The 25,090-nt window shown below is 74.8% G+C and carries 18 protein-coding genes and 1 riboswitch; of the genes, 11 read left to right on the forward strand and 7 right to left on the reverse strand.

The annotated features are described in order from the left end of the window. The first annotated feature begins 84 nt into the window (after positions 1-84). The 3 genes from AB0N04_RS23085 (at position 85) to AB0N04_RS23095 (ending at position 3,672) form a co-directional block, all read left to right on the forward strand. The gene (locus AB0N04_RS23085) at positions 85-1,077 is read left to right on the forward strand and encodes an ABC transporter permease (RefSeq protein WP_360210690.1); all 993 of its coding nucleotides are present in this window, start codon (positions 85-87) and stop codon (positions 1,075-1,077) included. 186 nt (positions 1,078-1,263) lie between these two features. Further along, entirely contained in the window at positions 1,264-2,949 is a 1,686-nt protein-coding gene (locus AB0N04_RS23090; RefSeq protein ID WP_360210688.1) for an ABC transporter ATP-binding protein, read from the forward strand. Positions 2,950-3,108: 159 nt separating this feature from the next. Further along, entirely contained in the window at positions 3,109-3,672 is a 564-nt protein-coding gene (locus AB0N04_RS23095; protein ID WP_360210686.1) for an EF-hand domain-containing protein, read from the forward strand. A gap of 130 nt (positions 3,673-3,802) precedes the next feature. On the opposite strand, the gene AB0N04_RS23100 is transcribed toward AB0N04_RS23095, so the two are convergent. Then, positions 3,803-4,438: a TetR family transcriptional regulator gene (locus AB0N04_RS23100; protein WP_360210684.1), complete on the reverse strand. Its 636-nt coding sequence runs from the start codon at positions 4,436-4,438 to the stop codon at positions 3,803-3,805. A gap of 228 nt (positions 4,439-4,666) precedes the next feature. Here AB0N04_RS23100 and AB0N04_RS23105 point away from each other — a divergent pair, with 228 nt between their 5' ends. Next, positions 4,667-5,260, forward strand: a complete 594-nt coding sequence (locus tag AB0N04_RS23105; protein WP_360210682.1) for a dihydrofolate reductase family protein — start codon at positions 4,667-4,669, stop codon at positions 5,258-5,260. Here AB0N04_RS23105 and AB0N04_RS23110 read toward each other — a convergent pair. After that, complete coding sequence (locus AB0N04_RS23110) at positions 5,226-6,275, reverse strand: EamA family transporter (RefSeq protein ID WP_360210680.1); 1,050 nt, start codon at positions 6,273-6,275, stop codon at positions 5,226-5,228. The genes AB0N04_RS23105 and AB0N04_RS23110 overlap by 35 nt on opposite strands. Positions 6,276-6,407: 132 nt before the next feature. Here AB0N04_RS23110 and AB0N04_RS23115 point away from each other — a divergent pair, with 132 nt between their 5' ends. The 4 genes from AB0N04_RS23115 (at position 6,408) to AB0N04_RS23130 (ending at position 9,922) form a co-directional block, all read left to right on the forward strand. Beyond that, positions 6,408-6,929, forward strand: coding sequence for a gamma-glutamylcyclotransferase family protein (locus AB0N04_RS23115; protein WP_360210678.1), 522 nt, complete (start codon positions 6,408-6,410; stop codon positions 6,927-6,929). 256 nt (positions 6,930-7,185) lie between these two features. Then, complete coding sequence (cbiE, locus tag AB0N04_RS23120) at positions 7,186-8,424, forward strand: precorrin-6y C5,15-methyltransferase (decarboxylating) subunit CbiE (protein ID WP_360210676.1); 1,239 nt, start codon at positions 7,186-7,188, stop codon at positions 8,422-8,424. After that, positions 8,421-9,182, forward strand: coding sequence for a precorrin-4 C(11)-methyltransferase (cobM, locus tag AB0N04_RS23125; RefSeq protein ID WP_360210674.1), 762 nt, complete (start codon positions 8,421-8,423; stop codon positions 9,180-9,182). The genes cbiE and cobM overlap by 4 nt, the downstream gene beginning before the upstream one ends. After that, the gene (locus AB0N04_RS23130; protein ID WP_360210672.1) at positions 9,182-9,922 is read left to right on the forward strand and encodes a cobalt-precorrin-6A reductase; all 741 of its coding nucleotides are present in this window, start codon (positions 9,182-9,184) and stop codon (positions 9,920-9,922) included. The genes cobM and AB0N04_RS23130 overlap by 1 nt, the downstream gene beginning before the upstream one ends. 197 nt (positions 9,923-10,119) lie before the next feature. Here AB0N04_RS23130 and AB0N04_RS23135 read toward each other — a convergent pair whose 3' ends face one another. Then, entirely contained in the window at positions 10,120-11,649 is a 1,530-nt protein-coding gene (locus AB0N04_RS23135) for a UDP-N-acetylglucosamine 1-carboxyvinyltransferase (protein WP_360210670.1), read from the reverse strand. A 137-nt stretch (positions 11,650-11,786) separates the two neighbouring features. Continuing rightward, positions 11,787-12,941: a cobalt-precorrin-5B (C(1))-methyltransferase gene (locus AB0N04_RS23140; protein WP_360210776.1), complete on the reverse strand. Its 1,155-nt coding sequence runs from the start codon at positions 12,939-12,941 to the stop codon at positions 11,787-11,789. Positions 12,942-13,445: 504 nt separating this feature from the next. On the opposite strand from AB0N04_RS23140, the gene AB0N04_RS23145 reads away from it, so the two are divergent. Beyond that, positions 13,446-15,185 (forward strand): TIGR03767 family metallophosphoesterase, encoded by a 1,740-nt coding sequence (locus AB0N04_RS23145; RefSeq protein WP_360210668.1) that lies wholly within the window; start codon positions 13,446-13,448, stop codon positions 15,183-15,185. A 146-nt stretch (positions 15,186-15,331) separates the two neighbouring features. Here the strand turns inward: AB0N04_RS23145 and AB0N04_RS23150 are convergent, their stop codons facing one another. Genes AB0N04_RS23150 through AB0N04_RS23160 form a run of 3 tightly spaced genes read right to left on the reverse strand, consistent with a single transcriptional unit; the run spans position 15,332 to position 18,869 of the window. Next, positions 15,332-16,915, reverse strand: coding sequence for a precorrin-2 C(20)-methyltransferase (locus AB0N04_RS23150; protein ID WP_360210666.1), 1,584 nt, complete (start codon positions 16,913-16,915; stop codon positions 15,332-15,334). Further along, positions 16,912-17,538 carry a precorrin-8X methylmutase gene (locus tag AB0N04_RS23155; RefSeq protein ID WP_360210664.1) on the reverse strand — a complete coding sequence of 209 codons (627 nt, stop codon included), beginning with the start codon at positions 17,536-17,538 and terminating at the stop codon, positions 16,912-16,914. The genes AB0N04_RS23150 and AB0N04_RS23155 overlap by 4 nt, the downstream gene beginning before the upstream one ends. After that, positions 17,535-18,869: a hypothetical protein gene (locus tag AB0N04_RS23160; protein ID WP_360210662.1), complete on the reverse strand. Its 1,335-nt coding sequence runs from the start codon at positions 18,867-18,869 to the stop codon at positions 17,535-17,537. Before AB0N04_RS23160 ends, AB0N04_RS23155 begins: the two co-directional genes overlap by 4 nt. A gap of 167 nt (positions 18,870-19,036) precedes the next feature. After that, a riboswitch (cobalamin riboswitch) is annotated at positions 19,037-19,122 on the forward strand. Positions 19,123-19,519: 397 nt separating this feature from the next. Between AB0N04_RS23160 and cobN the strand changes: the two genes are divergently transcribed. Together cobN and lnt are read left to right on the forward strand one after the other, a co-directional pair. Next, the gene (gene cobN, locus AB0N04_RS23165) at positions 19,520-23,134 is read left to right on the forward strand and encodes a cobaltochelatase subunit CobN (protein ID WP_360210660.1); all 3,615 of its coding nucleotides are present in this window, start codon (positions 19,520-19,522) and stop codon (positions 23,132-23,134) included. Positions 23,135-23,392: 258 nt separating this feature from the next. Next, the gene (gene lnt, locus AB0N04_RS23170; protein WP_360210658.1) at positions 23,393-24,979 is read left to right on the forward strand and encodes an apolipoprotein N-acyltransferase; all 1,587 of its coding nucleotides are present in this window, start codon (positions 23,393-23,395) and stop codon (positions 24,977-24,979) included. Positions 24,980-25,090: the final 111 nt, after the last annotated feature.

Consider the following 25,090-nt stretch of genomic DNA (forward strand, 5'->3'; position numbering starts at 1 on the left):
CCCGACGGCCCCGTTTCCGACGGCCGCTCTCTCCGACACCCGCTGTTCCCGACGCCCGCTCTTCCCGACGACCCCGGACCGGTCATGCTCTCCTTCGCCCTGCGACGGGCCCTCCAGGCGCTCGCCGTCCTGGTCGCGGTCTCCGCCGCCGCCTTCGCCCTCTTCTACGCCGCCCCCGCCGACCCGGCCCGCGCGGCCTGCGGACCGCGCTGCGACAGCGGCCAGGTCACGGCGGTCCGCCAGAGCATGGGCCTCGACCAGCCCCTGCTCACCCAGTACGGCGACTACCTGTCCGGGATCGTCGCCGGGCGGGACATCAGCGACGTGGACGGCTCGGTCATCCACTGCACCGCGCCCTGCCTCGGCTACTCCTACCGGCTGCACCAGCCCGTCACCGAGGCGCTGCTCGACCACCTGCCGGTCACCTTCTCGCTCACCGCGGGCGCGCTCGCCGTCCTGCTGGCGCTCGGCCTGGGCACCGGGTTCGTCTCCGCGCTGCGCCACGGCGGCCGCACGGACCGGCTGCTCTCAGGGTTCACCCTCGTCGGCGCCAGCGTGCAGATCTACTTCCTCGGGTACGTCGCACAGTGGGCGCTGGTCTACTCCACCGGGCTGCTGCCGTTGCCCTCCTACACCCCGCCGGCCGAGGACCCGGCCGCCTGGGCGGGCGGCATGCTGCTGCCCTGGCTCGTCCTCGGCTTCGTCAACTCCGCGGTGCTCGCCCGGCTCTCGCGCTCCCAGCTGCTGGAGACGATGAACGAGGAGTACGTCCGCACGGCCCGCGGCAAGGGCCTCGGCCGGCTGCGCGCCCACCTCAAGTACACCGCGCGCGGCGCCGCCGGACCGCTGGTGCAGCTGATCGGCCTGGAGGCCGGAGTGCTGCTCGGCGGGGCGGTGATCACCGAGACGGTCTTCGGACTGAACGGCGTCGGGCGGTTCGCCGCCGAGGCGGTCTCGGGCCAGGACCTGCCCGCCGTGGTCGGGGCGGTGCTGCTGGCCGCCTGCTTCGTGGTGCTGTTCGTCGCCCTGGCCGACCTGGTGGTCGCCTGGCTCGACCCGCGTATCCGCCTGAGCTGACTGGAGTCGATTCCGATGACGTCCGCCCTTGAACCCCTTGAACCCCTTGGGCCTGTTGAACCCCTTGGGCCTGTTCAGCCCCTTGAGGCCGTCCGCTCCCTTGAGGCCGTACGGCCCCGTGAGGCTGGCCGGCCGCCCGGGGCCGTCCCGTCCCGTGGGTCCGCCGGGCCCGGTACGCCGCCCGCGGTGGAGCCGGTGCTGAGCGTCCGCGACCTGACCGTCACCTTCGCCGATCCGCGCGGCGGTGCCCCGGTGGCCGCCGTTCGGGGGCTGTCCTTCGACCTCGCCCCCGGTGAAGTCCTCGGCCTGGTCGGGGAGTCGGGCTCCGGCAAGTCCGCCACCGGACTGGCCGTGCTCGGCCTGCACGACCCGCGCACCACCACCGTCACCGGCTCGATCCGGCTGGGCGGAGCGGAACTGGTGGGCGCGCCGGAGTCCGTGCTGCGCGGCGTCCGGGGCGGCCGGGCCTCGCTGGTCTTCCAGGACGCGCTCACCTCGCTCAGCCCCTTCCACGGCGTGGGCGCCCAACTCGCCGAGATGTACCGGCTGCACCACCCGGGCGCGGGCCGCGCCGGGGCCCGCCGCCGGGCCGCCAAGATGCTCGACCGGGTCGGCATCCCGGCCGCCCGGGTGCGCGACTACCCTCACCAGTTCTCCGGCGGGATGCGCCAGCGCGTGATGATCGCCATGGCCCTGATGAACGATCCGCAGGTGCTGATCGCCGACGAGCCGACCACCGCCCTCGACGCCCGCGTCCAGCGGCAGGTCCTCGACCTGCTCGGCGAGTTGCAGCGCGAGCACGGGACGGCGGTGCTGCTGGTCAGCCACGACCTCGGTGTCGTCGCGGGCACCACGGACCGCACCCTGGTGATGCGCGGCGGCGCCGAGGTCGAGTCCGCGCCGACCGCCGCACTGCTGGCCGCGCCGCGCGAACCGTACACCCGCGCCCTGGTGGGCGCCGCGCTGACCCTGGACTCCGTACCGGGCGCCCTGCTCCCGACAGTTGGCGATCCGTCACCGGTCGGGCGGCGCTTCGCCCCCCGCACGGTCGAGCACCCCGCACAAACCGCGCACCCGCTGATCGAGGTGACGGACCTCGCCGTCCGCTTCCCCGGCCGGCGCCGCCTCGGCTCGCTGCGCGCCGAGCCCGTCCGGGCCGTCGAGGGCGTCGGTCTGCGCATCGCCCCCGGTGAGACGCTCGGACTGGTGGGCGAGTCCGGATCCGGCAAGTCCACGACCGCACGGGTCCTGGCCGGCCTCCAGCGGCCCACCGGGGGCCGGGTCCGCTACGACGGCCAGGACGCCACCCGCCCGGACCGGGAGCTGCGGCGCAGGCTCAGCCGGGAGGTCCAGCTCGTCTTCCAGGACCCGTACGCCTCGCTCAACCCGCGCCGCACCGTCGCCCGGACCCTGGACACCCCGCTGCGCCTGCACACCGAGCTCGACGCGGCGCAGCGGCGGGAGCGCTCGGCCGAACTGTTGGAGCAGGTCGGACTGTCCGCCGCGCACCTGGACCGCTACCCGCACGAGTTCTCCGGCGGCCAGCGCCAGCGGATCGGCATCGCCCGGGCCCTCGCCCCGCGGCCGCGCCTGATCATCGCCGACGAGCCGGTGTCGGCACTCGACGTCTCGGTGCAGGCCCAGGTGCTCAACCTGCTCATGGAGCTGCGCGAACGCCTGGGCGTGGCCTTCCTGTTCGTCTCCCACGACCTCGCGGTCGTGCGGCACTTCTGCGACCGGGTGGCCGTGATGCACCGCGGCCGGCTGGTCGAGTCCACCGACCGCGACCGGCTGTTCGACGCCCCGCACACGGACTACACCAGGGAGCTGCTGGCCGCGGTGCACCAGGGGCCGCCCGGGTACCGGTGCTAGCGGGTGCGACCAGGGAGGACGGGGCGTGCGGTCGACCTGCGGCCGGCGTCCGGCCGTTCGCCGGTCGTTCGGCTGCGCGAGCGCGACTCAAGGGGTTAGCGTGCTGGCGTCGCGTGGTGGGGATCGCCGGCCACCGACCTCGCCAATCAAGGGGGCACATTGTCGGACGACCTGCTCATCGCAAAGATCAACCACGGATTCGACCACCTCGACGCCGACGGCGACGGCCTCCTCACCGAGCGGGACCACGTCCTCATGGGCCACTCGGTGGCGCGGTCGCTCGGACACCAGGAGGGCTCGGAGGCGGAGGCCGTCATCGTCCGCGCCTATCTGACGATCTGGCACGACCTGCACCTCGCCAGGCTGCCCACCGGCACCGAGGCGATCACCCGGGCCCAGTTCGTCGCCTCCACCGGCTCGCTCGCCGACGACCCGGAGGCCGCGCGGGCCAGTATCGGCGCGCTCGCCGAGGCCTTCCTCGCCGTCGCCGACGCCGACCGCAGCGGGACCGTCGACGCCGGCGAGTTCTTCGTCTTCCAGCGCGGCCACTTCGTCGGCCTCTCCCGCGACGACTCCGACGAGGCCTTCCGCCACCTCGACCGGGACGGCGACGGCACGCTGTCCGCGGCCGAGTTCACCAGCGCGATCATCGAGTTCTGGACCAGCCGCGACCCGGACGCCCCGGGCAACTGGTGGACGGGCAAGCCGCCGCACGCCTTCTGAGGCACCGGCCCGGCCCGGGCGGCCGCACCCCTCACGCGCCGGAACCGCGAGGGCGGCCGCCGCCCGGCACGACCCGTCCCGCCAGGGGTCGGTCGTGCGGCGGCGGCCCGGCCAGCCCCGGTCGGCCCGGTCACCCCGCCGGGACGATGCGCTCGACGATGGTGTCGATCAGCGCGGCGAGCGCGTCGGCGCCCGCCGTTCCCAAGTCCGTCGTCTCCGAGTCCGCCGTCTCCGAGTCCGCCACCTTGGCGCTCAACACCCCCGGAAGGGTGAGGTGTTCGACGATCAGCCCGGTCATCGCCAGGTAGAGGACCAGCACCGTCTCGCGGTCCCCGGGGAACCCGCCGTCGAGATGGTAGGCGATGTTGGCCTCCAGCTCCTCCCGGACGGTGCCGGTGAGCTGGGCGCGCAACTCGGGCCGGCGGGTGGCCTCCAGGCGCAGTTCGAGCATGGCGAGGTAGCCCGCGCGGTCGGCGGAGATGCGGCGGATCAGGTCGTGCATCAGGGCCGTCACCAAAGCGCGGTCACGCGGGGCGCGCAGCAGGTCGGCGACGACCTCCGGGTCGGGGGTGAGCCGGTGGTGGATGTGCCGGGCGGTCTGGTGGAGCAGGTGGTCGCGGTTGGCGAAGTAGTTGGAGGCCGTGCCGTTCGGGACGCCGGCCTGCACGTCGACCGCACGGAAGGTGAGGCCGCGGGCGCCCTCCCGGGCGAGGACCTCGATGGCGGCGTCGGCGAGGGCGGTACGGCGGGCGGGATTCTGGACCATGCGGCGATTGTGCCCCTCGGGCGCTGCGCGGCGCCGGGCGGGTGCGGGCGGGCGGGTCGGCTGGTCGGCGGGCGGGCGACGAGGCCGGCAAACAGGCGAGCAGGCCCGGGCGCCGGGGAGGGGCGGCACCATACCCCTTGCCAACCACTACGGCCGGAGTACTATATCCGCAGTGGTTAACCCGGACGGGCCACCCGACCCGCCGATCCCCCTACCCCGAGGACCTGAATGCGCAAGCTCAGCTACTTCGTCGGCGCCAGCATCGACGGCTTCATCGCCGACCCGGACGGCGGCTTCGACTTCCTCATGGCGCACGTCACCGAGGACTTCGCACCGACGCTCTTCTCCGAGTACCCGGAGACCATCCCCACCCCCGGCCGCGCCGGGAACGGCATCGCCGACGCGCCCAACAAGCGCTTCGACACCGTGCTCATGGGCCGCAGCACCTACGGCCTGGGGGCGGACATCGGCCTCACCGACCCCTACGCCCACCTGCGGCAGATCGTCTTCTCCCGCACCCTCGACACCAGCCCGGACCCGGCCGTCGAGGTCACCGCGGAGGACCCGCTGACCCTCGTCCGCCGCCTCAAGCAGGAGGACGGTCTCGGCATCTGGCTCTGCGGCGGCGGCGAACTGGCCGGCCGGCTGCTACCCGAGATCGACGAGCTGATCGTCAAGCAGTACCCGGTGGTGGCCGGATCCGGCGTCCCGCTGTTCGGCGCGGACTTCGCCCCGCACGCCTTCACGCTCGCCGACTGCCGCGTCTTCGAACGCGGCAACGTCATCCTCACCTACGCCCGGACCGCCCCGGGCTCCGACTGACGCTCACCACCAGGCAGACCCCCGCCACCACGATCGCCCCACCCGCGAGCGTCGACCCGGTCAGCGGCTCGGCCAGGATCATCCAGCCCAGCAGCACCGCCACCACCGGGTTCACGTACGCGTAGGTGGCGACCAGGGTCAGCGGTGCGGAGCGCAACAGCCACGCGTACGCGGTGAAGGCGAGCAGCGAACCGAACAGCACCAGGTAGGCGAGGGACAGCCAGGACCGGCCCGAGACGGCCCCGAGGTCCAGCCCCTGGTGCTCCCCGCGCACCAGCCCGATCAGCAGGTCGGCGAGCCCGCCCGCGAGCATCTGGTAGGCGCTCGCCGCGAGCACGTTGCGCGGCATGGTGATCCGCTTGCTGGCGAACGAGCCGGACGCCCAGCACAGCGTGGCGCAGACGATCAGGACCACGCCGGCGGGCGCGATGTCCCCGCCGATCGCGGGGGCGGAGAGCACCCCCAGGCCGACCAGGCCGAGCAGCACCCCGGCGAGCTCGGCGCGCCGGGGGCGCTCGCCGCCGGCCGCCGTCAGGAGGACCATCCACAGCGGGACCGCCGCCACCAGCAGCGCGGCCAGGCCGGACGGGACGGAGGTCTCCCCCAGCACCACCAGTCCGTTGCCCCCGGTCAGCAGCAGCACGCCCACCAAGGCGGCGGAGCCGAACTCGCGCGGGCTCACCCGCAGCGCGGCCGGGCCCTGGCGCACCAGCAGGTAGCCCGCCAGCAGGAGACCCGCGGTGAGGAAGCGTGCGGACGCGGAGAGGAAGGAGGGCATCGTCTCGACGGTGATCCGGATCGCCAGGTAGGTCGAACCCCACACGACGTACACCACGGCGAGCGCCAGCCAGACCGCACCGCCGCTCGGCCGGGAGGCCGGACGGGCGTCCTCGACGGGGGCGACCGCGCCGCCCGCCGGGCTCTTGGTGAGCGAGGTCCCGGACCCGGAGGCCTCGACCCCGGAAGCCTCGATCCCGGAGGCCTCGGCCGGCCTGGGCTCGGTGGGTGCTGTCATGTGTCTCCCCCTAGGACGGTACTGGCCGAACCTTGCCATGAGAGCGCATCAGCGGCCAGTCCGCCAGTGGGTATCACGAAGTGGGCGCGAGGACGTACGGTGGGCGCTCCCCGCAGCCAGGAGGTCGAACCCGTGTCCGCGTCCGACGAGGCCCTGCCGTTCTTCGTCTACGGCACCCTGCGCAGCGGCGGCTGCAACCACGCCGCCCACCTCGCGGGCCGCTGCGCCGACATCCGGCCGGCGGTCCTGGACGGAGCCGCGCTGCACGACGGACCCGGCTACCCGTACGCGGTGCCGGACGCGACGCCCGGCCGCCGCATCGTGGGTGAGCTGGTCACGATCCGCCCGGGCGCGTACGCCGGTGCGCTCACCGCCCTCGACCTGCTGGAGGGGTGCCGGGCGGACGGGACGGGCCTCTACGTGCGGCGACGGCTCACGGTGCGGACGGAGGCCGGGGCAGGGGCGGCGACGGCCGGCGCGGTGGGAGAAGTCGGCGGGGCGGGCGCAGTCGGCAGGGTGGGGGCGGGCCCGGGTGAGCTGCGGGAGGCCTGGGTGTACCTCGCCGGACCGGCCGTCGCGGCCAGGCTGCGGACACGGCCGGCGCTGATCGACTCGGGCGACTGGACGGAGCGGGGGGACGGGGCGGGCGACTGACGGGTGACAGCTGACAACTTTCAGATTTCAGATTTCAGAGTCTGTTATCTGTCCTCTGTCATCTGTTCTCTGTCGGCGGTCGACTGTCACCTGCCCGCGGGCCACGGCTGCCGGCCGCCAACCGTGGCCCGCAGCGGTCCTCCGGCCGTCGGACGGCCGGATACCGCCAGGTAGGCTGCCCCGGCCGCGTGCTTTCCGGCCCGTCGGCGCGCACACGACCAGACGTCCGCCCCCGCCGAACGACGAGGAGCCCCCGGTGCCCGAGCTGCCACCCCCGATCACCGTCGTCGGGATCGGGGCCGACGGCTGGCCCGGCCTCGCCACCGCCTCCCGGGCCGCACTCGCGGCGGCCGAGGTGGTCGTCGGCGGCCCCCGCCAGCTCGACCTCCTCCCCCCGGACGAGGTCACCGCCCGGCGCGTCCCCTGGCCGTCCCCGCTGCGCCCCGCCGTACCCGGCCTGCTCGCGGACCACGCCGACCGCCGGGTGGCCGTCCTGGCCAGCGGCGACCCGATGTTCTACGGCATCGGCCGCACCCTCGCCGAGACGGTCGGCGCCGACCGGCTGCGCATCCTGCCGCACCCCTCCTCCGTCTCCTACGCCTGCGCCCGGCTCGGCTGGCCGCTGGAGTCCACCGAGGTGGTCAGCCTGGTCGGGCGCCCCCTGGAAACCCTCTCCCTCGCCCTGCACCCGGGACGCCGCCTGCTGGTGCTCAGCGCCGACGCCGCGACCCCGGCCGCCGTCGCCGCCCTGCTCACCGCCCGCGGCCACGGCAGCGCCCGGCTGCACGTCCTCGAACAGCTGGGCGGCGCAGCCGAGCGCCGCCTCGACGGCCCCGCGGACGGCTGGCCGCACCCGCCCGGCGATCCGCTGAACGTCATCGCGGTCGAGCTCGGCGACGGACCCCGCGGCTCGCTCGTCCCCGGACTGCCCGACGCGGTGTACGAGAGCGACGGCCAGCTCACCAAGCGGCACGTCCGCGCGGCCACCCTCGCCACGCTCGCCCCCACCCCCGGTGAACTGCTGTGGGACGTCGGCGGCGGCTCCGGCTCGATCGCCGTCGAGTGGCTGCGCGCCCACCGCGACTGCCAGGCGATCAGCATCGAGCGCGACCCGGTGCGGGCTGAGCGGATCAGCCGCAACGCCGGCACGCTGGGCGTCCCCCGACTGCGCGTGGTGACCGGCCCGGCCCCGGCCGCCCTCGCCGGACTCCCCACCCCCGACGCCGTGTTCATCGGCGGCGGGCTCACCGCCCCCGGCCTGCTGGACAGTTGCTGGGCGGCGCTGCGCCCGGGCGGCCGACTGGTCGCCAACACCGTGACCCTGGAGTCCGAGGCGCTGCTCACCGACCGGTACCGGCGCCACGGCGGCGAACTGCTGCGGCTCGCCGTCGCGCACGCCGTCCCGGTGGGTGGCTTCACCGGGTGGCGGCAGGCCATGCCGGTCACCCAGTGGTCCGCCGTCAAGCCCAACACCCCCCAGGAGGAAGCCTCGTGACCGTCTACTTCATCGGAGCCGGCCCGGGCGCCGCCGACCTGATCACCCTGCGCGGGCAGCGCCTGCTGGCCCGCGCCGAGGTCTGCCTCTACGCCGGCAGCCTGGTCCCGCGCGAGCTGCTCGACGAGTGCCCGCCGGGCGCCCGCCTGATCGACACCGCACAGCTCAACCTGGACCAGATCGTCGCCGAGCTGGTCCGCGCGCACCGGGCCGGACAGGACGTGGCCCGCCTCCACTCCGGCGACCCGTCCGTCTTCTCCGCCGTCGCCGAACAGATGCGGCGCCTCGACGCGGAGGGCGTGCCGTACGAGGTGGTCCCCGGGGTGCCCGCCTTCGCCGCCGCGGCCGCCGCGCTGAAGCGGGAACTCACCGTGCCCACCGTCGGCCAGACCGTCATCCTCACCCGGATCTCCAAGCGGGCCACCCCGATGCCCGAGGGCGAGGACCTGGCCACCCTCGGCCGCAGCGGCGCCCTGCTGGTGCTGCACCTGGCAGCCGGCTACGTGGACGACGTCGTCGAGCAGTTGCTCCCGCACTACGGCGCCGACTGCCCGACCGCCGTCGTCGCGATGGCCAGCCGGCCGGACGAGCTGGTGCTGCGCGGCACCCTCGCCGACATCGCGGAGCAGGTCAAGGTCGCGGGCGTGGTCCGCACCGCGGTGATCATCGTCGGACGGACCCTGGCCGCCGAGCAGTTCCGCGACAGCCACCTCTACTCGGCGGACCGCGAGCGCCCGCACGAGCCCTGCGGGGCCTGATGCGACACGTCCTGGTCCTCGGCGGCACCACGGAGGGCCGGGCCCTGGCGGCCGCGCTGGCCGAGCTGCCGTCCCTGCGGGTGACCAGTTCGCTGGCCGGCCGCGTCGCCGAACCCCGGCTGCCCGCCGGGGAGGTGAGGATCGGCGGGTTCGGCGGTCCGGACGGCCTGGCCGCCTGGCTGCGCACCGAGCGGGTCGCCGCGGTCGTCGACGCCACCCACCCCTTCGCCGCCGGGATGTCCCGCAACGCGGCCCTCGCGGCCGCCGCCACCGGCGTACCGCTGCTGGTCCTGCGGCGGCCCGGCTGGGCCGCCGTCGACGGGGACCGCTGGCACCCCGTCCCGTCGCTGGCCGCGGCGGCCGAGCTGCTGCCGGCGCTCGGGCGGCGGGTCTTCCTCACCACCGGGCGGCAGGGCATCGGCACCTTCGCCCACCTCGACGGCCTGCACTTCCTGGCCCGCTCGGTCGACCCGCCCGAGCCGCCGCTGCCGACCGCGCTCGAAGTCCTCCTGGACCGGGGCCCGTTCACCCTCGACGGCGAACGGGCGCTGCTGCGCGGGCACCGGATCGACGTCCTGGTCACCAAGGACAGCGGTGGCGCCGCCACCGCCCCCAAGCTCACCGCGGCCCGCGAACTCGGCCTGCCGGTGGTCGTGGTGGAACGCCCACCGCTGCCCGCCGGCGTCCCCGTCGCCCCGGACGTCCCGACCGCGACGCACTGGCTGCAGCAGCTCCCCTAGGCTGGCCCCACCGCACCCGGCACCCACCGCGGACGCCGGGCGCCGTGGGGCGGTTCGGGTGGTGCGGGGGCGGCGGTCGGGGTGGGCGCTGAACAACGCGGTGTTCGTCGAGTACCTGGGCACCGGGCTGGACGTGGCGATGCTGCTGGCCGGCCTCGAGGGGTGAGGCCGACCGGCAGCGGTGATGTGACGATCCGTCAGATGTCGCGGAAGGTCTCGATCTGGGCGCCGATGGAGTTGAGGCGCTCGGCGAGGTCCTCGTAGCCGCGGTTGATGACGTACACGTTGCGCAGGACGGAGGTGCCCTGGGCGGCGAGCATGGCGAGGAGGATGACCACGGCCGGGCGCAGGGCCGGCGGGCACATCATCTCGGCGGCGCGCCAGCGGGTGGGGCCCTGGACCAGGACCCGGTGCGGGTCGAGGAGCTTGACGTCCGCGCCGAGGCGGGTCAGCTCGGTCAGGTAGATCGCGCGGTTGTCGTACACCCAGTCGTGGATCATCGTGGTGCCGTGGGCGGCCGCGGCGATGGCGGCGAAGAACGGCACGTTGTCGATGTTGATGCCGGGGAACGGCATCGGGTGGATGGTGTCGATCGGCGCGGTCAGCTTGGACGGGCGCACGGTGAGGTCGACCAGACGGGTGTGACCGTTGTGGGCCCGGTACTCGGCGGTGCGGTCGTAGTCGAGGCCCATGCCCTCCAGCACCGCGAGTTCGATCTCCAGGAACTCGATCGGCACCCGGCGGATCGTCAGCTCGGAGGAGGTGACGACGGCGGCGGCGAGCAGGCTCATCGCCTCCACCGGGTCCTCGGCCGGGGTGTAGTCGACGTCGCAGGTGATCTCCGGGACGCCGTGGACGGTGAGCGTGGTGGTGCCGACGCCCTCGATCCGCACGCCCAGCTTCTCCAGGAAGAAGCAGAGGTCCTGGACCATGTAGTTGGGCGAGGCGTTGCGGATGACGCTGACGCCGTCGTGCCGGGCGGCGGCCAGCAGGGCGTTCTCGGTGACGGTGTCCCCGCGCTCGGTCAGCACGATCGGGCGGTCCAGCGGGACGCCGGGCTCGACCGAGGCGTGGTAGGCGCCGCCGGTGGTGGCGACCTCCAGGCCGAAGCGGCGCAGCGCGGTCAGGTGCGGCTCGACGGTGCGGGTGCCGAGGTCGCAGCCGCCCGCGTAGGGGATGGCGAAGCGGCTGGCGCGGTGCATCAGCGGGCCGAGGAACATCAGCACGCTGCGGGTGCGGCGGGCCGCCTCGACGTCCATCGCGGCGAGGTCGAGCTCGGCGGGCGGGGTGAGCTCGAGGTCGCGGCCCTCGTTGATCCAGCGGCTCTTGACGCCGATGCTGGTGAGCACCTCGAGGATGCGGTAGACCTCTTCGATCCGGGCGACGCTGCGCAGGGTGGTGCGGCCGGTCGTCAGCAGCGAGGCGCACAGGATCGCGACGCAGGCGTTCTTGCTGCTGCGGACGTCGATGGCGCCGGAGAGGCGGGTGCCGCCGGCGACCCGCAGGTGCATCGGGCCGGAGTAGCCGAGGGAGACGATCTCGCTGTCGAGGGCTTCGCCGATGCGGGCGATCATCTCAAGGCTGACGTTCTGCTTGCCCTGCTCGATGCGGTTGACGGCGCTCTGGCTGGTGCCGAGGGCTTCGCCGAGCTGCGCCTGGGACCAGCCGCGGTGCTGACGCGCGGTGCGGATGAGGGTGCCGATGCGGGTGAGGTAGTCGCCTGTCACTCGCCAGACCATATCTCATGGTTGAGATGGCACCAGCGCCAGGGCGGGGCGCGACGCTCCTTTTGTCCATTTCTTTCCTCGCATGGACGTCAGATCTTCACATCACCAGGTGATGTTGTCGCATCTCTGTGACAGTGTCACGGGCCGAGCGGCTCCGCCCGGCCGACGATGGTGCCGGCCCGGTCGATGCAGATGACGTCCACCGCCACCGGCGAGCCGACCAGCACGCCGAGCGCCGTCGCCCGCGCCGCCTCGGCGACGAGGTCGCCGAGCGGCACGCCCGCCGCCCGGCACAACTGCACCGCCTCCAGGCCCGTGTTGGCCGCCGCCACCGCCCCGGCCAGCTCCTCGTCCGCCCCACCGCGCCGGGCCAGGTCGGCCAGGTAGCCCTTGTCGACCTGGGAGCGCGCCGAGTGCAGGTCGAGGTGGCCCGCCGCCAGCTTGGACAGCTTGGCGAAGCCCCCCGCGATGGTCAGCCTGGGCACCGGGTGGCGCTTGAGGTACTTGAGGACGGCGCCGGCGAAGTCGCCCATGTCGAGCAGGGCGTCCTCCGGCAGCCCGTGCACGGCGACCGCGACCTTCTCGGAGGTCGAGCCGGTGCACCCGGCCACGTGGGTGCGCCCCGCCGCCCGGGCGACGTCCACGCCGCGGCGGATCGAGTCGATCCACGCGGAGCAGGAGTAGGGGACGACGATGCCGGTGGTGCCGAGGATGGACAGGCCGCCGAGGATGCCGAGCCGGGGGTTCCAGGTGGAGCGGGCGATCTCCTCGCCGTGGTCCACCGAGATCTCCACCACGACGTCCCCGCTGCCGCCGTGCTCGGCGGCCACCTCCGCCACGGCGTCGCGGATCATCTGCCGGGGCACCGGGTTGATCGCGGGCTCGCCGACGGGCAGCGGCAGACCGGCCTTGGTGACGGTGCCGACGCCGGGGCCAGCCCGGAACACCACTCCGGCACCGGGCTCGCCGGGGCGGACCGTCGAACGGATCAGCGCGCCGTGGGTGACGTCGGGATCGTCCCCGGCGTCCTTGACCACCCCGGCCATGGCGCCGACGGTCGAGCGAGCCGCCGCCGGGGGCCGGGGCGGCGCGCCGACCGCCCGGGAGCCCGTCGCCGGCTCGGTCAGCAGCGACTCGGCCGCCAGGGCGAAGGCGGGCTGCTGGCCCTTGGGGAGGGTGATGACGACCGGGTCGGGGAACTCGCCGGTGAGCAGCGCGGTGTAGGCGGCCTTGGTCGCGGCGGTGGCGCAGGCCCCCGTCGTCCAGCCGTGGCGCAGGCCGCTGCTCTTCAGCTGGCCGGCCCGTCCGCCCGCCCCGGCGCCGGATCCGGCCCCCGATCCGGCTCCGTTTCCCGGTCCGGACCCGGTACCGGCTCCCGTTGTGGCCACCTGCGTCTCGCTTCCGGCTGGGTCGACGTGCGGCCGCACCGGCCGTCGGTGCCGATTTTCCCCCATTCGCCTGGTCACGCCCCGACCGGGGCCGGGGGCGGTGTTCGCGGCGCCTCCGCCCGGCCCGCGGGGCGGGCGGGCACCGGGAGGCGGCAGGCGGGTCGCGGGGCGCCGGACGGTGGGTCGCGGGCGCCCGGCGACGGGAGGGCCGGGGCGGGTCCGGGCGGGTTGCGGGGGCGCCGGGGAGGAGCACCGCCGCGCGTTCCCGAAGAGTTCGCCGCACGGCCCTCGCCCCCCGCCCCTACCAGTGAGTAATCTGGCGGTCCGCCAGAGGCGGGTTCATGACACGGGGGCCGACGGCCGGAAGTCCGGCCGGGCCATCAGAATGTGGGGGTTTTTGTGGCAGGGATGAATCGGCGTACGTTCCTCACCGGTACGTCGGTGGCCGCCGCCTGGACGGCCTTGTCGCTGGGCGGCGCACAGTTCGCCTCGGCGGCTGAGCGGGAGCGCGCACTGGCGACCACCGCCGCGCGGGCCGTCAAGGTCACCGGGACCACGCTCGACCAGGTGGCCACGCCGAGCGGCACCGGCGCGTACAAGAGACTGACGGCGGGCCCGGGCTGGCCCCTGATGGTGCGCGGCGACCTGGCGGCGCCGGGCGGCGGGCGCGACGACCGCCGGACCGGCCTGGCCAGCTTCGTCCAGTTCAGCGACCTGCACCTGGTGGACACCGAGTCCCCGTTCCGCTTCGAGTACCTGGCCCGCTGGAACGGCAGCGCGTACCGGCCCCAGGAGACCCTCAACGCCCGCGGCGTCTCCGCGCTCGTCGAGCGGGTCAACGCGCTCGACGGCGGCCCCTACACCGGGATGCCGTTCAGCATGGTGATGGCCACCGGCGACAACACCGACAACCACGAGCACGCCGAACTCGACTGGTACCTCACCGTCATGGGCGGCGGCCGGATGGCCCAGAGCACCGGTGACCCCAACCGCTACGAGGGCGTGCAGAACTCCGGCAACGCGGCCTACTGGAACCCCGAACTCGCCTACAGCGACGGCTACAAGGCGAAGGGGTTCCCGCAGATACCCGGCTTCCTCGACGCCGCCGGACGCCCCTTCGACGCGCCGGGCCTGCGGACGCCCTGGTACACGACGGTGGGCAACCACGACGACAGCCTCGAGGGCACGCTGCCCGACCTCGGACTGCTGAACGACGTCTACACCGGCCAGTACAAGCTGGAGGGCTGCAACGACGCCGACGCCGCCCAGCTGATGGACTCGCTGCGGCGCGACCCGGCGGGTGCCGCGCTGCTGCTCGCCAAGCTGATCGCGAGCGGCGACGCCGTGCGCCGGATCACCCCGGACGAGCGCCGGCGGCCGTTCACGCTCAAGGAGTTCGCCAAGGCCCACCTGGACCCGGCGCGCACCGGCGCCGGCCCGTACGGCCACGGCTTCACCTCGGACATGGTGGGCAGCGGCAAGCTCTACTACACCTTCCGGATCTCCGAGAAGGTGGTCGGCATCAGCCTGGACACCACCAACCAGGCCGGGTTCGCCGACGGCTCCCTCGGCACTGCGCAACTGCGCTGGCTGGAGCAGCAGTTGAAGGCGCACAGCGGTCACTGGTACGACGCCGACGGCCGCCGGGTGGCGGGCGGCAGCACGGACGACGTGATCCTGCTCTTCAGCCACCACACCAGCACCACCATGGGCAACCTGCTGCCCGACCCGCGCAACATCTTCGAGCGGCGGCACGACGGCAACGAGCTGGTGGCGCTGATCCAGCGCTACCCGAACGTGGTCGCGTGGGTGAACGGGCACACCCACATGAACAAGATCACTCCGCACGGCCACGCCGTGCCGGAGCGGGCGTTCTGGGAGATCAACACCGCCTCGCACATCGACTACCCGCAGCACGGCCGCATCATCGAGATCGCAGACAACGGGGACGGCACGCTCTCGCTGTTCACGACGCTGATCGAGTCGTCCGCACCGTACGGGACGGACTTCGGCAGCACCTCGGACGGCAACCTCGCCGCCCTGTACCGCGAGCTGTCCTACAACGACCCGAACGGGCGGGTCACCTCGCTGCTGGGCTCGGGCGAGGACCACAACACCGAGCTGCTGATCACCAAGCCGACCCGGTGACGACCGTCGGCGGGCGGCCGGCCGAACAGCCGAGGCCGCCCGCCGACTGCCGACGTGTGACCGGCGACCGGCGACGGAAGACGGCGAACAGATGACAGCTGACAGATTTCATCATCTGTCAGCTGTCATCTGTCATTCGTTCGCCGTCACCCCTCCGCGGCGTCGTCGGCGTCCGCGCCCTCCGAGGCCTCCGGATAGCGCCGGGGCGTCCAGACGACCTCCACACCGCCGCCCCGCTCGACCGCCCGGGTCTGCGAGGAGCCGATCAGCAGGATGGTCCGCATGTCGACCAGGGCCGGGTCCAGCTCGCCGAGCCGGACGATCCGGACCCGCTCCGTCGGGCCGCCGACGTCGCGCGCCATCACCACCGGCGTCCCCGGCTCGCGGTACTCCAGCAGCAGGTCCCGGGCGAGGCCGACCTGCGTGGTCCGCGACTTCGAGCCCGGGTTGTAGAGCGCGAGCACCAGGTCCGCCGCCGCGGCGGCGCGCAGCCGGTCGGCCACCACCCCCCAGGGCTTGAGCCGGTCCGACAGCGAGACGACCGCGTAGTCGTGCCCGAGCGGGGCGCCCGCCCGGGAGGCCGCCGCGTGGGCCGCGGTCATACCGGGGACGATGCGCACCGGGACGTCCCGGTAGGCCTCCTCGCAGGCGACCTCGAGCACGGCGGTGGCCATCGCGAACACCCCCGGGTCACCCGAGGAGACCACCGCGACCCGGTGCCCGCGCCGGGCCAGTTCGAGGGCGTACTCGGCGCGCTCGGACTCCACCTTGTTGTCCGAGCCGTGCCGCCGCTGCCCCGGGCGCTCGGGCACCCGGTCCAGGTAGGTGGTGTAGCCGACCAGGTCGGTGGCCTCGGCGAGGGCGCCGCGCGCCTCGGGGGTGAGCCAGAGCGGTCCGGCCGGCCCGGTGCCGATGACGGTCACCGCGCCCGGGCCGTCCGCCCGCCGGGCCTCCGGCTCGAGCGGCTCGGGCGTCGCGGACGTCCCGAGCGGCGCGACCTTGCTGGGCAGCACGGCCACCGAGAAGTACGGGACGGTCTCGCCCTCGACCTCGGCCAGCGGCGCGATGCGCTCCCCCTCCATGAAGGCGCGCTCGACGTACTGGGCGTCCGCCAGTCGCCCGGCCCGCTCCAGCGCCCGGCGGACGGCGGGGAAGGTGCGGCCCAGCTTCATGATCACTGCGGAGTCGGCGGCGGCGATCCGGGCCGTCAGCTCCTCCTCGGGCAGGGTCCCGGGGATGACGGTGAGCGTCTCCTCGGCCTCGGTGAGGGGCTGCCCGAGGCGGGCGGCCGCGGCGCTGACGGAGGTGACGCCGGGCACCACCTCGGTCGGGTAGCGGTGCGCGAGGCGCTTGTGCATGTGCTGGTAGGAGCCGTAGAACAGCGGGTCGCCCTCGGCGAGGACGACGACGTCGCGTCCGGCGTCGAGGTGGGCGGCCAGCCGCGCGGCGGCCTCCTCGTAGAAGTCGTCCAGCGCGCCCCGGTAGCCGCCGGGGTGGTCGGTGGTCTCGACCGTGATCGGGTAGACCAGCTTCTCCTCGATCTGACCACCCGTCAGGTACCGCTCGGCGATGGAGCGGGCGATGGAGCGGCCGTGCCGAGCGCTGTGGTAGGCCACCACGTCGGCCTTGCCGATGAGTTCGGCGGCGCGGACGGTGACCAGCGACGGGTCCCCCGGGCCGAGCCCGACGCCGTAGAGCCGCCCGCTGCCGGTGGTCTGACGATCCGTCACTCTTCTTCGCTCGCAATCGCGTTGATGGCGGCGGCGGCCATCGCGCTGCCGCCGCGCCGGCCGCGCACCACCAGGTGCTCCAGTCCGGACGGGTGCTCGGCCAGGGCCTGCTTGGACTCGGCGGCGCCGATGAAGCCGACCGGGACGCCGATCACCGCGGCCGGGCGGGGGGCGCCCGCCTCGATCATCTCCAGCAGCCGGAAGAGCGAGGTCGGCGCGTTGCCGACGGCCACCACCGCGCCCTCCAGCCGGGGCAGCCACAGCTCCATGGCGGCGGCGCTGCGGGTGTTGCCCGTCTTCCGGGCGAGTTCGGGCACCGAGGGGTCGGTGAGGGTGCAGACCACCTCGTTGTCGGCGGGCAGGCGCTTGCGCGTGACGCCGCTGGCGACCATGTTGACGTCGCACAGAATCGGCGCCCCGGCGTTCAGCGCGGCGCGCGCGGAGGCGACCACGCCGGGCGAGTACACCAGGTCCTCGACCAGGTCGACCATGCCGCAGGCGTGGATCATCCGCACCGCGACCCGGGAGACGTCCGCCGGGAGGGCGGCCAGATCGGCCTCCGCGCGGATGGTGGCAAAGGACTGGCGGTAGATGGACGCGCCGTCCTTCTCGTACTCGATCACTTCGTGGTCCTCCTGGCCTCGGCGACCGCCTCGGCCATCTCCTCGTTCGTCACGTCCACGGCCGCCCCGGCGGCTGCCGGACCGTTCACCGTCACCCGGTAGCCCTGCCCCGTGGCGAGCACGTCCACCCACCGCCCGGCCGGATGGCCGCAGCGCCGTGCACACCCCGACCAGTGCACCGGAAGCACCGGAAGTCCTGCGCCGGCACCCTCGGCGCCGTCGGCACCGTCGGCCGCGTCCAGCGCCCGGGCCGCCTCGGCCCGGACGTCGGCGAGCGACCTGGCGCAGCCCGGCAGCCCGGTGCAGGCGGTGGCCCGCTCCCAGGCCGAGCCGGGCGCGGTCCTGAACCCGACCGAGGCCAGGGCGGACAGCCGGTCGGCGGACGCACCCGGCAGCACCGCGCCGCGCCAGGGGGTCAGCCGGACCTCCCCGGCGCAGGCGGCGGCGAGCGCGCGCCACTGGGCGGCGCCCGCCCGGCCGAAGCGCATCCCCACGGACAGCCCGCCGGGCAGCGCGCCCACGGCGGGCGGAGTCCCGGGGAGGGCGGGCAGCGGCACCGTGCCGGCCGGGAGCAGGTCGGGCGCCTCGCGCAGGTGCCAGGCCCGGCGCCCGTTCGCCCGCAGCGCGTCCAGGAAGGCGCGGGCCGCGTCCAGCACGGCCGCCACCTCCTGCCCCCGCGGTACCGGGTGTCCGTGGTCGGCGCGTCCGAGGCGCAGCAGTGCCGGCGCAGCCGAGGCCGGGCCCGCGCCGCCGGCGGTGCCGGGCCCGCCTGCGATCAATGTCACATCGGCGTCGAGCGCGGCGACGTCCCCCCGCCCGTCGTCCAGCGCGAAGAGGAACTTGCCGGAGAGCCCGGCCGCCCAGTCGCTCGCGCACAGCCGCGCGTCCAGCTCCCGCACCCAGGCCTGCACGTCGGCGCCGGGGGCGGTGCCCGGGGCGGTGCCGACGCCGGTGCCGGTGCCGTCCGCGGCGGGGCCGGTGAGCCCGGCAAGCGGCGAGGCGACGATGTTGCGCACCCGCTCGTGGGTGTCCGAGGGCAGCAGTCCGACCGCGCGCAGCCGGTCGGCGAGCTCCGCCCCGCAGTGCGAAGCGAGGCCGCGGAGTTGGACGTTGCCGCGGGAGGTGGTCTCCAGTTCGCCGTCGCCGAGCGCCTCGGCCGCCTCGGCCAGCGCCAGCACCTGACGATCCGTCAGCAGGCCCCCGGGCAGACGGACCCGGGCCAGGGCGCCGTCGTCGGCCTGGTGCAGACGAAGGGCCCCTGGGCAGGCGTCCGCGCGCCCCCGGTCGGGCACCGCGGCGCCCGGCGCGGTGGCGTCGGGTGTCGGTGGCATGGCCGCGAGCATACAGATGATCCGATCGCTTGCCTCCGTCCGTTGCATCACACCCCGGCCGCTCCGGACGGCCGCCGCCGATCGCCCCTCCCCCAGGTCAGCCGCACCCCGTACGATGCTCGCGGGCGGTCCCAGCGGGCCGTCCGAACGCCAGCGACGGCGCAGGGGAGGAAACCGGTGCAAGCCCGGTGCGGTCCCGCCACTGTGACCGCGGTTCACCGGGACACCGGGCCGCCGCGGGAGCCAGGAACTCCTGCCGTCCTCCACCGGCCCGGGGCGCGGACCCCGAGGAAGGCAGAAATGCACCAGCGCTGTCGCATGCCCGCGCACGCGTCGGCAGGCGGTCCACGCCCGCACGCGTCCCCGGGCGGCCTCCGTCGACCCGGCCCGCGGCCGGCCCCCGGGCACCCGCACCCGCACCCGCGGTCGACGCCCGCCGCCGGCCCGCCCGCCGGGCGGTGCCCCCGCACTCCGGTACCCGCCACGGCACCCGCCGCCCGTCACCCCGGGCGCGCCCACCGGGCCGGCCCGGCCCACCGCACCCTCCGTGACGGCCGCGCCCGTCACGTCAGCCACGCCTGTCACTCGTCACTTTCAACGCCGGCGCGCCCTTCGGCTCGGGGCGGCTCCGAGGCCGGGAGGGCCTTCGCATGATCCTGCTGCTGTCGACCTCCGACACCGACCTGCTCAGCGCCCGCGCCAGCGAGGGCCCCGTTCCGTTCCGGCTCGGCAACCCGGCCCGGCTCACCCCCGAGGAGCTGCCCGCCCTGCTGGAGGGCACCGACCTCGTGGTGGTCCGTCTGCTCGGCGGCCGCCGCGCCTGGCAGGAGGGCCTGGACTCGCTGCTCGCCGGCCCCCGCCCGGTCATCGTGCTGACCGGCGAACAGGCGCCCGACGCCCAGCTGATGGAGCTGTCCACCGTCCCGGCCGGCATCGCCGCCGAGGCGCACGCCTACCTCGCCCACGGCGGCGCCGGCAACCTGGCCGAGCTCGGCGCCTTCCTCTCCGACACCGTGCTGCTCACCGGCCACGGCTTCGCCCCGCCCGCCTCCGCGCCCGCCTGGGGCCCGCTGGAGCGCGAGGCCCGCGACGGCGACGGCCCGACCGTCGCCGTGCTCTACTACCGGGCCCACCACATGAGCGGCAACACCGCCTTCGTCGAGACGCTCTGCCGGGCGATCGAGGACCGCGGCGCCCGGGCGCGCGCCTACTACTGCGCCTCGCTGCGCGGCGCCGAGCCCGAGCTGCTGGCCGCGCTCGGCGAGGCCGACGCGATCGTCACCACCGTGCTCGCCGCCGGCGGCACCCGCCCGGCCGACGCCCAGGCCGGCGGCGACGAGGAGGCCTGGGACGCCGGAGCGCTCGCCGCGCTGGACCGCCCGATCCTGCAGGCGCTCTGCCTGACCTGGTCGCGCGCCCAGTGGGAGGCCAGCGACGACGGCCTCTCCCCGCTGGACACCGCCACCCAGATCGCGGTGCCGGAGTTCGACGGCCGCCTGATCAGCGTCCCCTTCTCCTTCAAGGAGCTGGACGAGGACGGCCTGACCGTCTACGCCGCCGACCCGGAGCGCGCCGCCCGGGTGGCCGGCACCGCCGTCCGGCACGCCGCGCTGCGGCACGTCCCGGCGGCCGAGCGCCGCCTGGCGCTGGTGCTGTCCGCGTACCCGACCAAGCACGCCCGGGTCGGCAACGCCGTCGGCCTGGACACCCCGGCCAGCGCCGTGCGACTGCTGCACCGGCTGCGCGAGGAGGGCATGGACCTCGGGAACGAGCTGCCCGGCCTGGACGACGGCGCCGAGGAGGGGCACGAGGGCGACGCGATCATCCACGCCCTGATCGCGGCCGGCGGCTACGACCAGGACTGGCTCACCGAGGACCAGCTGGCCCGCAACCCGGTGCGCATCCCGGCCGCCGACTACCGCCGCTGGTACGCCACGCTGCCGCAGGCGCTGCGCGAGCAGGTCGAGGAGCACTGGGGCCCCGCCCCCGGCGAGCTGTACGTCGACCGCTCGCAGAACCCGGACGGCGACATCGTGCTGGCCGCGATCCGCTCCGGGAACCTGCTGGTGCTCATCCAGCCGCCGCGCGGCTTCGGCGAGAACCCGGTCGCCATCTACCACGACCCGGACCTGCCGCCGAGCCACCACTACCTGGCCGCCTACCGCTGGATCGAGGCCGCCCAGGCCGACGGCGGCTTCGGCGCGCACGCCGTCATCCACCTCGGCAAGCACGGCAACCTGGAGTGGCTGCCCGGCAAGACCGCCGCGCTGTCCGCCGAGTGCGGCCCGGACTCCGTCCTCGGCGACCTGCCGCTGATCTACCCGTTCCTGGTCAACGACCCGGGCGAGGGCACCCAGGCCAAGCGCCGGGCCCACGCCACCCTCGTCGACCACCTGGTGCCGCCGATGGCCCGCGCCGACTCCTACGGCGACATCGCCCGGCTGGAGCAGCTGCTCGACGAGCACTCCAACATCGCCGCCATGGACCCGGCCAAGCTGCCCGCGATCCGCGCCCAGATCTGGACGCTCATCCAGGCCGCCAAGCTGGACCACGACCTCGGCCTGGACGAGCGCCCCGAGGACGACGGCTTCGACGACTTCCTGCTGCACGTCGACGGCTGGCTCTGCGAGATCAAGGACGCCCAGATCCGGGACGGCCTGCACGTCCTCGGTCAGGCGCCGGCCGGCACCGACCGGGTCAACATCGTGCTCGCCATCCTCCGCGCCCGCCAGATCTGGGGCGGTGTCAGCGCGCTGCCCGGTCTGCGCGAGGCGCTGGGCCTGGACGAGGCCGCGCTGACCCTCGGCGCCACCGACGCGGCCGAGGCCAAGGCCCGCGCGCTGGTCGAGGCGATGGAGGAGCAGGACTGGGCGGTCGAGGCGGTGGAGAAGGTCGCCGCCGGGCTGCCGGAGGCCGTCGGCGAGGTGCTGACCTTCGCCGCCACCCAGGTGGTGCCGCGCCTGGCCGCCACCACCGACGAACTGGACGCCGTGCTGCACGCGCTGCAGGGCGGCTTCGTCCCCGCCGGTCCGTCCGGCTCCCCGCTGCGCGGCCTGGTCAACGTGCTGCCGACCGGCCGCAACTTCTACTCCGTCGACCCCAAGGCCGTCCCCAGCAAGCTCGCCTGGGAGACCGGGCAGGCGCTCGCCGCCTCGCTGGTCGAGCGGTACACCGCCGACAACGACGGCGCCTACCCGCCCTCCGTCGGCCTCTCGCTCTGGGGCACCAGCGCGATGCGCACCGCCGGCGACGACATCGCCGAGGCCTTCGCCCTGCTCGGCGTCCGGCCGGTCTGGGACGACGCCTCGCGCCGGGTCACCGGTCTGGAGCCGATCTCCCCGGAGGAGCTGGGCCGCCCGCGCATCGACGTGACGCTGCGCATCTCCGGCTTCTTCCGCGACGCCTTCCCGCACGTCGTCGCCCTGCTGGACGACGCCGTGCGCCTGGCCGCCGCCCAGGAGGAGCCCGCGGAGCAGAACTTCGTGCGCGCCCACGTCCAGGCGGACGTGGCCGTGCACGGCGACGAGCGCAAGGCCACCGTCCGCGTGTTCGGCTCCCGCCCCGGCACCTACGGCGCCGGCCTGCTCCAGCTGATCGACAGCCGGGACTGGCGCACCGACGCCGACCTCGCCGAGGTGTACACGGTCTGGGGCGGCTACGCGTACGGGCGCGGGCTGGACGGCCGGCCCGCCCGCGAGGAGATGGAGACCGCCTACAAGCGGATCACCGTCGCCGCCAAGAACACCGACACCCGCGAGCACGACATCGCCGACTCGGACGACTACTTCCAGTACCACGGCGGCATGGTGGCCACCGTCCGGGCGCTCACCGGCAAGGCGCCGACCGCCTACATCGGCGACTCGACCCGCCCGGAGACGGTCCGCACCCGGACGCTGACCGAGGAGGCCGCCCGCGTCTTCCGCGCCCGCGTGGTCAACCCGCGCTGGATCGAGGCGATGCGCCGCCACGGGTACAAGGGCGCGTTCGAGATGGCCGCGACCGTGGACTACCTGTTCGGCTACGACGCCACCACCGGCGTGGTCGCGGACTGGATGTACGAGAAGCTCACCCAGGAGTACGTGCTCGACCCGGTCAACCGGGAGTTCCTGGCCGGCGCCAACCCGTGGGCGCTGCACGGGATCAGCGAGCGGCTGCTGGAGGCGGCGAGCCGCGGGCTGTGGGAGCAGCCGGACCCGGAGCTGATCGAGCAGCTGCAGGCCGCGTTCCTGGAGACGGAGGGGGACCTGGAGGGCGACGAGGGCTGAGTCGGCCGGGGCGGGGCGGGCGGCCACCGGGCGGCGGACCTCCGGCGTCCTTCGGCGACCGTCCGCAGGCCGGCCGGCCTGCGGACGGCCTGCGGACGGTTGGCGGACGGTTGGCGGACTTCCGACCGGCGTCGCGCCACCGGGCTTCCCCGCCACCGGACTTCGCACGGCAGGAGTCCGCGCCACCGGTGTCCCATTAGCCCGTTCGGGTGACAGGAATACTGGTGGCGCGCTCCGTCCGAGCGGACAATACGGGGCATGTCCCGCCGCCCCGCGCCCCCCAGCCCCGCCCCGCGCACGCCGCACCCCGGGCACAGCGCCCACCGGCACGCCCCGGAGCGGCCTCGCAGACCACACCGCTACCGCGCCCGGTTCGGCACACTGGCCGCCGGGGCGGTGCCGGTCCTGGCGTTCCCCGCGCCCGGGCAGGCGTGGCTGGCGTGGATCGCGCTCGTCCCCGGGCTGCTGCTGATGCAACGGGCCCCCGACGGACGGGAGGCGGCGGTGCGCGGCTGGTGGTTCGGGGCCGGGTTCATCCTGACGGCCATGTACTGGCTGATCCCCTCCATCGGGCCGGGACTGCCGGTGCTGGCCGTGCTGGTCGGGGCGCTGCAGGGCGCCGTCGGCTACGCCGTGCACCGGCTGCTGCACCCACCGTTGACCGCCCGTCGGGCGCTGCTCGCCCTCGCCGTCGTCCCCGCGGTGTGGGTGGCCACCGAGTACGCGCGGTCCTGGCACGCCCTCGGCGGGCCGTGGGCGCTGCTCGGCGCGACCCAGTGGCAGCACCCGGCGATCCTCGGACTGGCCTCGGCCGGCGGGATCTGGCTGGTCAGCGCCGCGGTGGCGGCCGTCAACACCGGGGTGCTGATCGTGCTGACCGCCGCGCAGTGGCGCCCGCGCGCGCTGGCGGCGCTGGCCACCGTCCTGGTGCTGGCCGCCGGACCGCTGCTGTTCGCGCTGCGCGACGCCCCCGCCCGGACCGGGGCCGTCACCGTGGCACTGATCCAGCCCGGCGTCGTGGAGGATCCGCAGGCCCGCTTCGAGGCCGGCGCCCGGGACACCGCGGCCCTCGGCGGCCACCCGGTGGACCTCGTCGTCTGGGGCGAGAGCAGCACCACCGCCGACCTCGACCGCGACCCGGCCGCCCTCGACCGGCTGCGCGGCCTCGCCGCCGCCACCGGCGCCCCGGTCATCGCCGGGGAGGACGCCCGCAAGGCGGACGGGCGGATCTCCAAGGACGCGGTGCTGGTCTCCCCGGCGGGTGTGGTGGACCGCTACCGCAAGATCCGGCTGGTGCCGTTCGGCGAGTACATCCCGCTGCGGCCGCTGCTCGGCTGGATCGCCGGGGTCAGTCGCGCGGCCGGCGAGAACCGGGCCCCCGGCACCGCCTTCCACCTGCTGCCCGCCACCGACCGGACGGGCGCCCCACTGCCGGTCGGCGCGCTGATCTGCTTCGAGTCCGCCTTCCCCGACATGGCCCGCACGGCCGCGCGGGACGGCGCCCGGATGCTCGTCTACCAGTCCTCGACCTCGACCTTCCAGGACACCTGGGCACCCGAGCAGCACGTCTCCCTCGCGGCGATCCGGGCCGCCGAGACCGGCCGGCCGGCCATGCAGGCCTCGCTGACCGGCGTGTCGGCGGCCTTCGACGCCCAGGGGCGGGAACTCGCCCGGCTCGGCACCGACGGCACCGGTGCGCTGACCGTCCGGGTGCCGCTCACCGAGCCCGGGACGCTGACCTGGTACGACCGGGTCGGCGACGTGGTGCCGGCGGCAGCGCTGCTGGTCACGGCGGCGGCCGCGGTGGGCGTGTGGCGCTCCTCTCCCCGGCGGCGGCGCCGGTAGGCCCTGAGCCGCCGGTGGCAAGAATTGCGGCGGACGTACGCATACGGAGCTTGAAAGCGGGCATGAAGAACTAGACCTCAATCAGGTTGGGCCGGGTCACACCCCGTCTCG

The sequence above is a fragment of the Kitasatospora sp. NPDC051702 genome (assembly GCF_040681575.1).
In the GTDB taxonomy this organism is placed as follows: Bacteria; Actinomycetota; Actinomycetes; order Streptomycetales; family Streptomycetaceae; genus Kitasatospora.

What these genes read in the sequence shown, in the direction of transcription:
- AB0N04_RS23160 (WP_360210662.1), bottom strand. Translation starts at nt 18,869, where the DNA reads ATGCCACCGACACCCGACGCCACCGCGCCGGGCGCCGCGGTGCCCGAC.
- cobN (WP_360210660.1), top strand. Translation starts at nt 19,520, where the DNA reads ATGATCCTGCTGCTGTCGACCTCCGACACCGACCTGCTCAGCGCCCGC.
- AB0N04_RS23105 (WP_360210682.1), top strand. Translation starts at nt 4,667, where the DNA reads ATGCGCAAGCTCAGCTACTTCGTCGGCGCCAGCATCGACGGCTTCATC.
- AB0N04_RS23100 (WP_360210684.1), bottom strand. Translation starts at nt 4,438, where the DNA reads ATGGTCCAGAATCCCGCCCGCCGTACCGCCCTCGCCGACGCCGCCATC.
- AB0N04_RS23145 (WP_360210668.1), top strand. Translation starts at nt 13,446, where the DNA reads ATGAATCGGCGTACGTTCCTCACCGGTACGTCGGTGGCCGCCGCCTGG.
- AB0N04_RS23085 (WP_360210690.1), top strand. Translation starts at nt 85, where the DNA reads ATGCTCTCCTTCGCCCTGCGACGGGCCCTCCAGGCGCTCGCCGTCCTG.
- AB0N04_RS23130 (WP_360210672.1), top strand. Translation starts at nt 9,182, where the DNA reads ATGCGACACGTCCTGGTCCTCGGCGGCACCACGGAGGGCCGGGCCCTG.
- AB0N04_RS23110 (WP_360210680.1), bottom strand. Translation starts at nt 6,275, where the DNA reads ATGACAGCACCCACCGAGCCCAGGCCGGCCGAGGCCTCCGGGATCGAG.
- lnt (WP_360210658.1), top strand. Translation starts at nt 23,393, where the DNA reads ATGTCCCGCCGCCCCGCGCCCCCCAGCCCCGCCCCGCGCACGCCGCAC.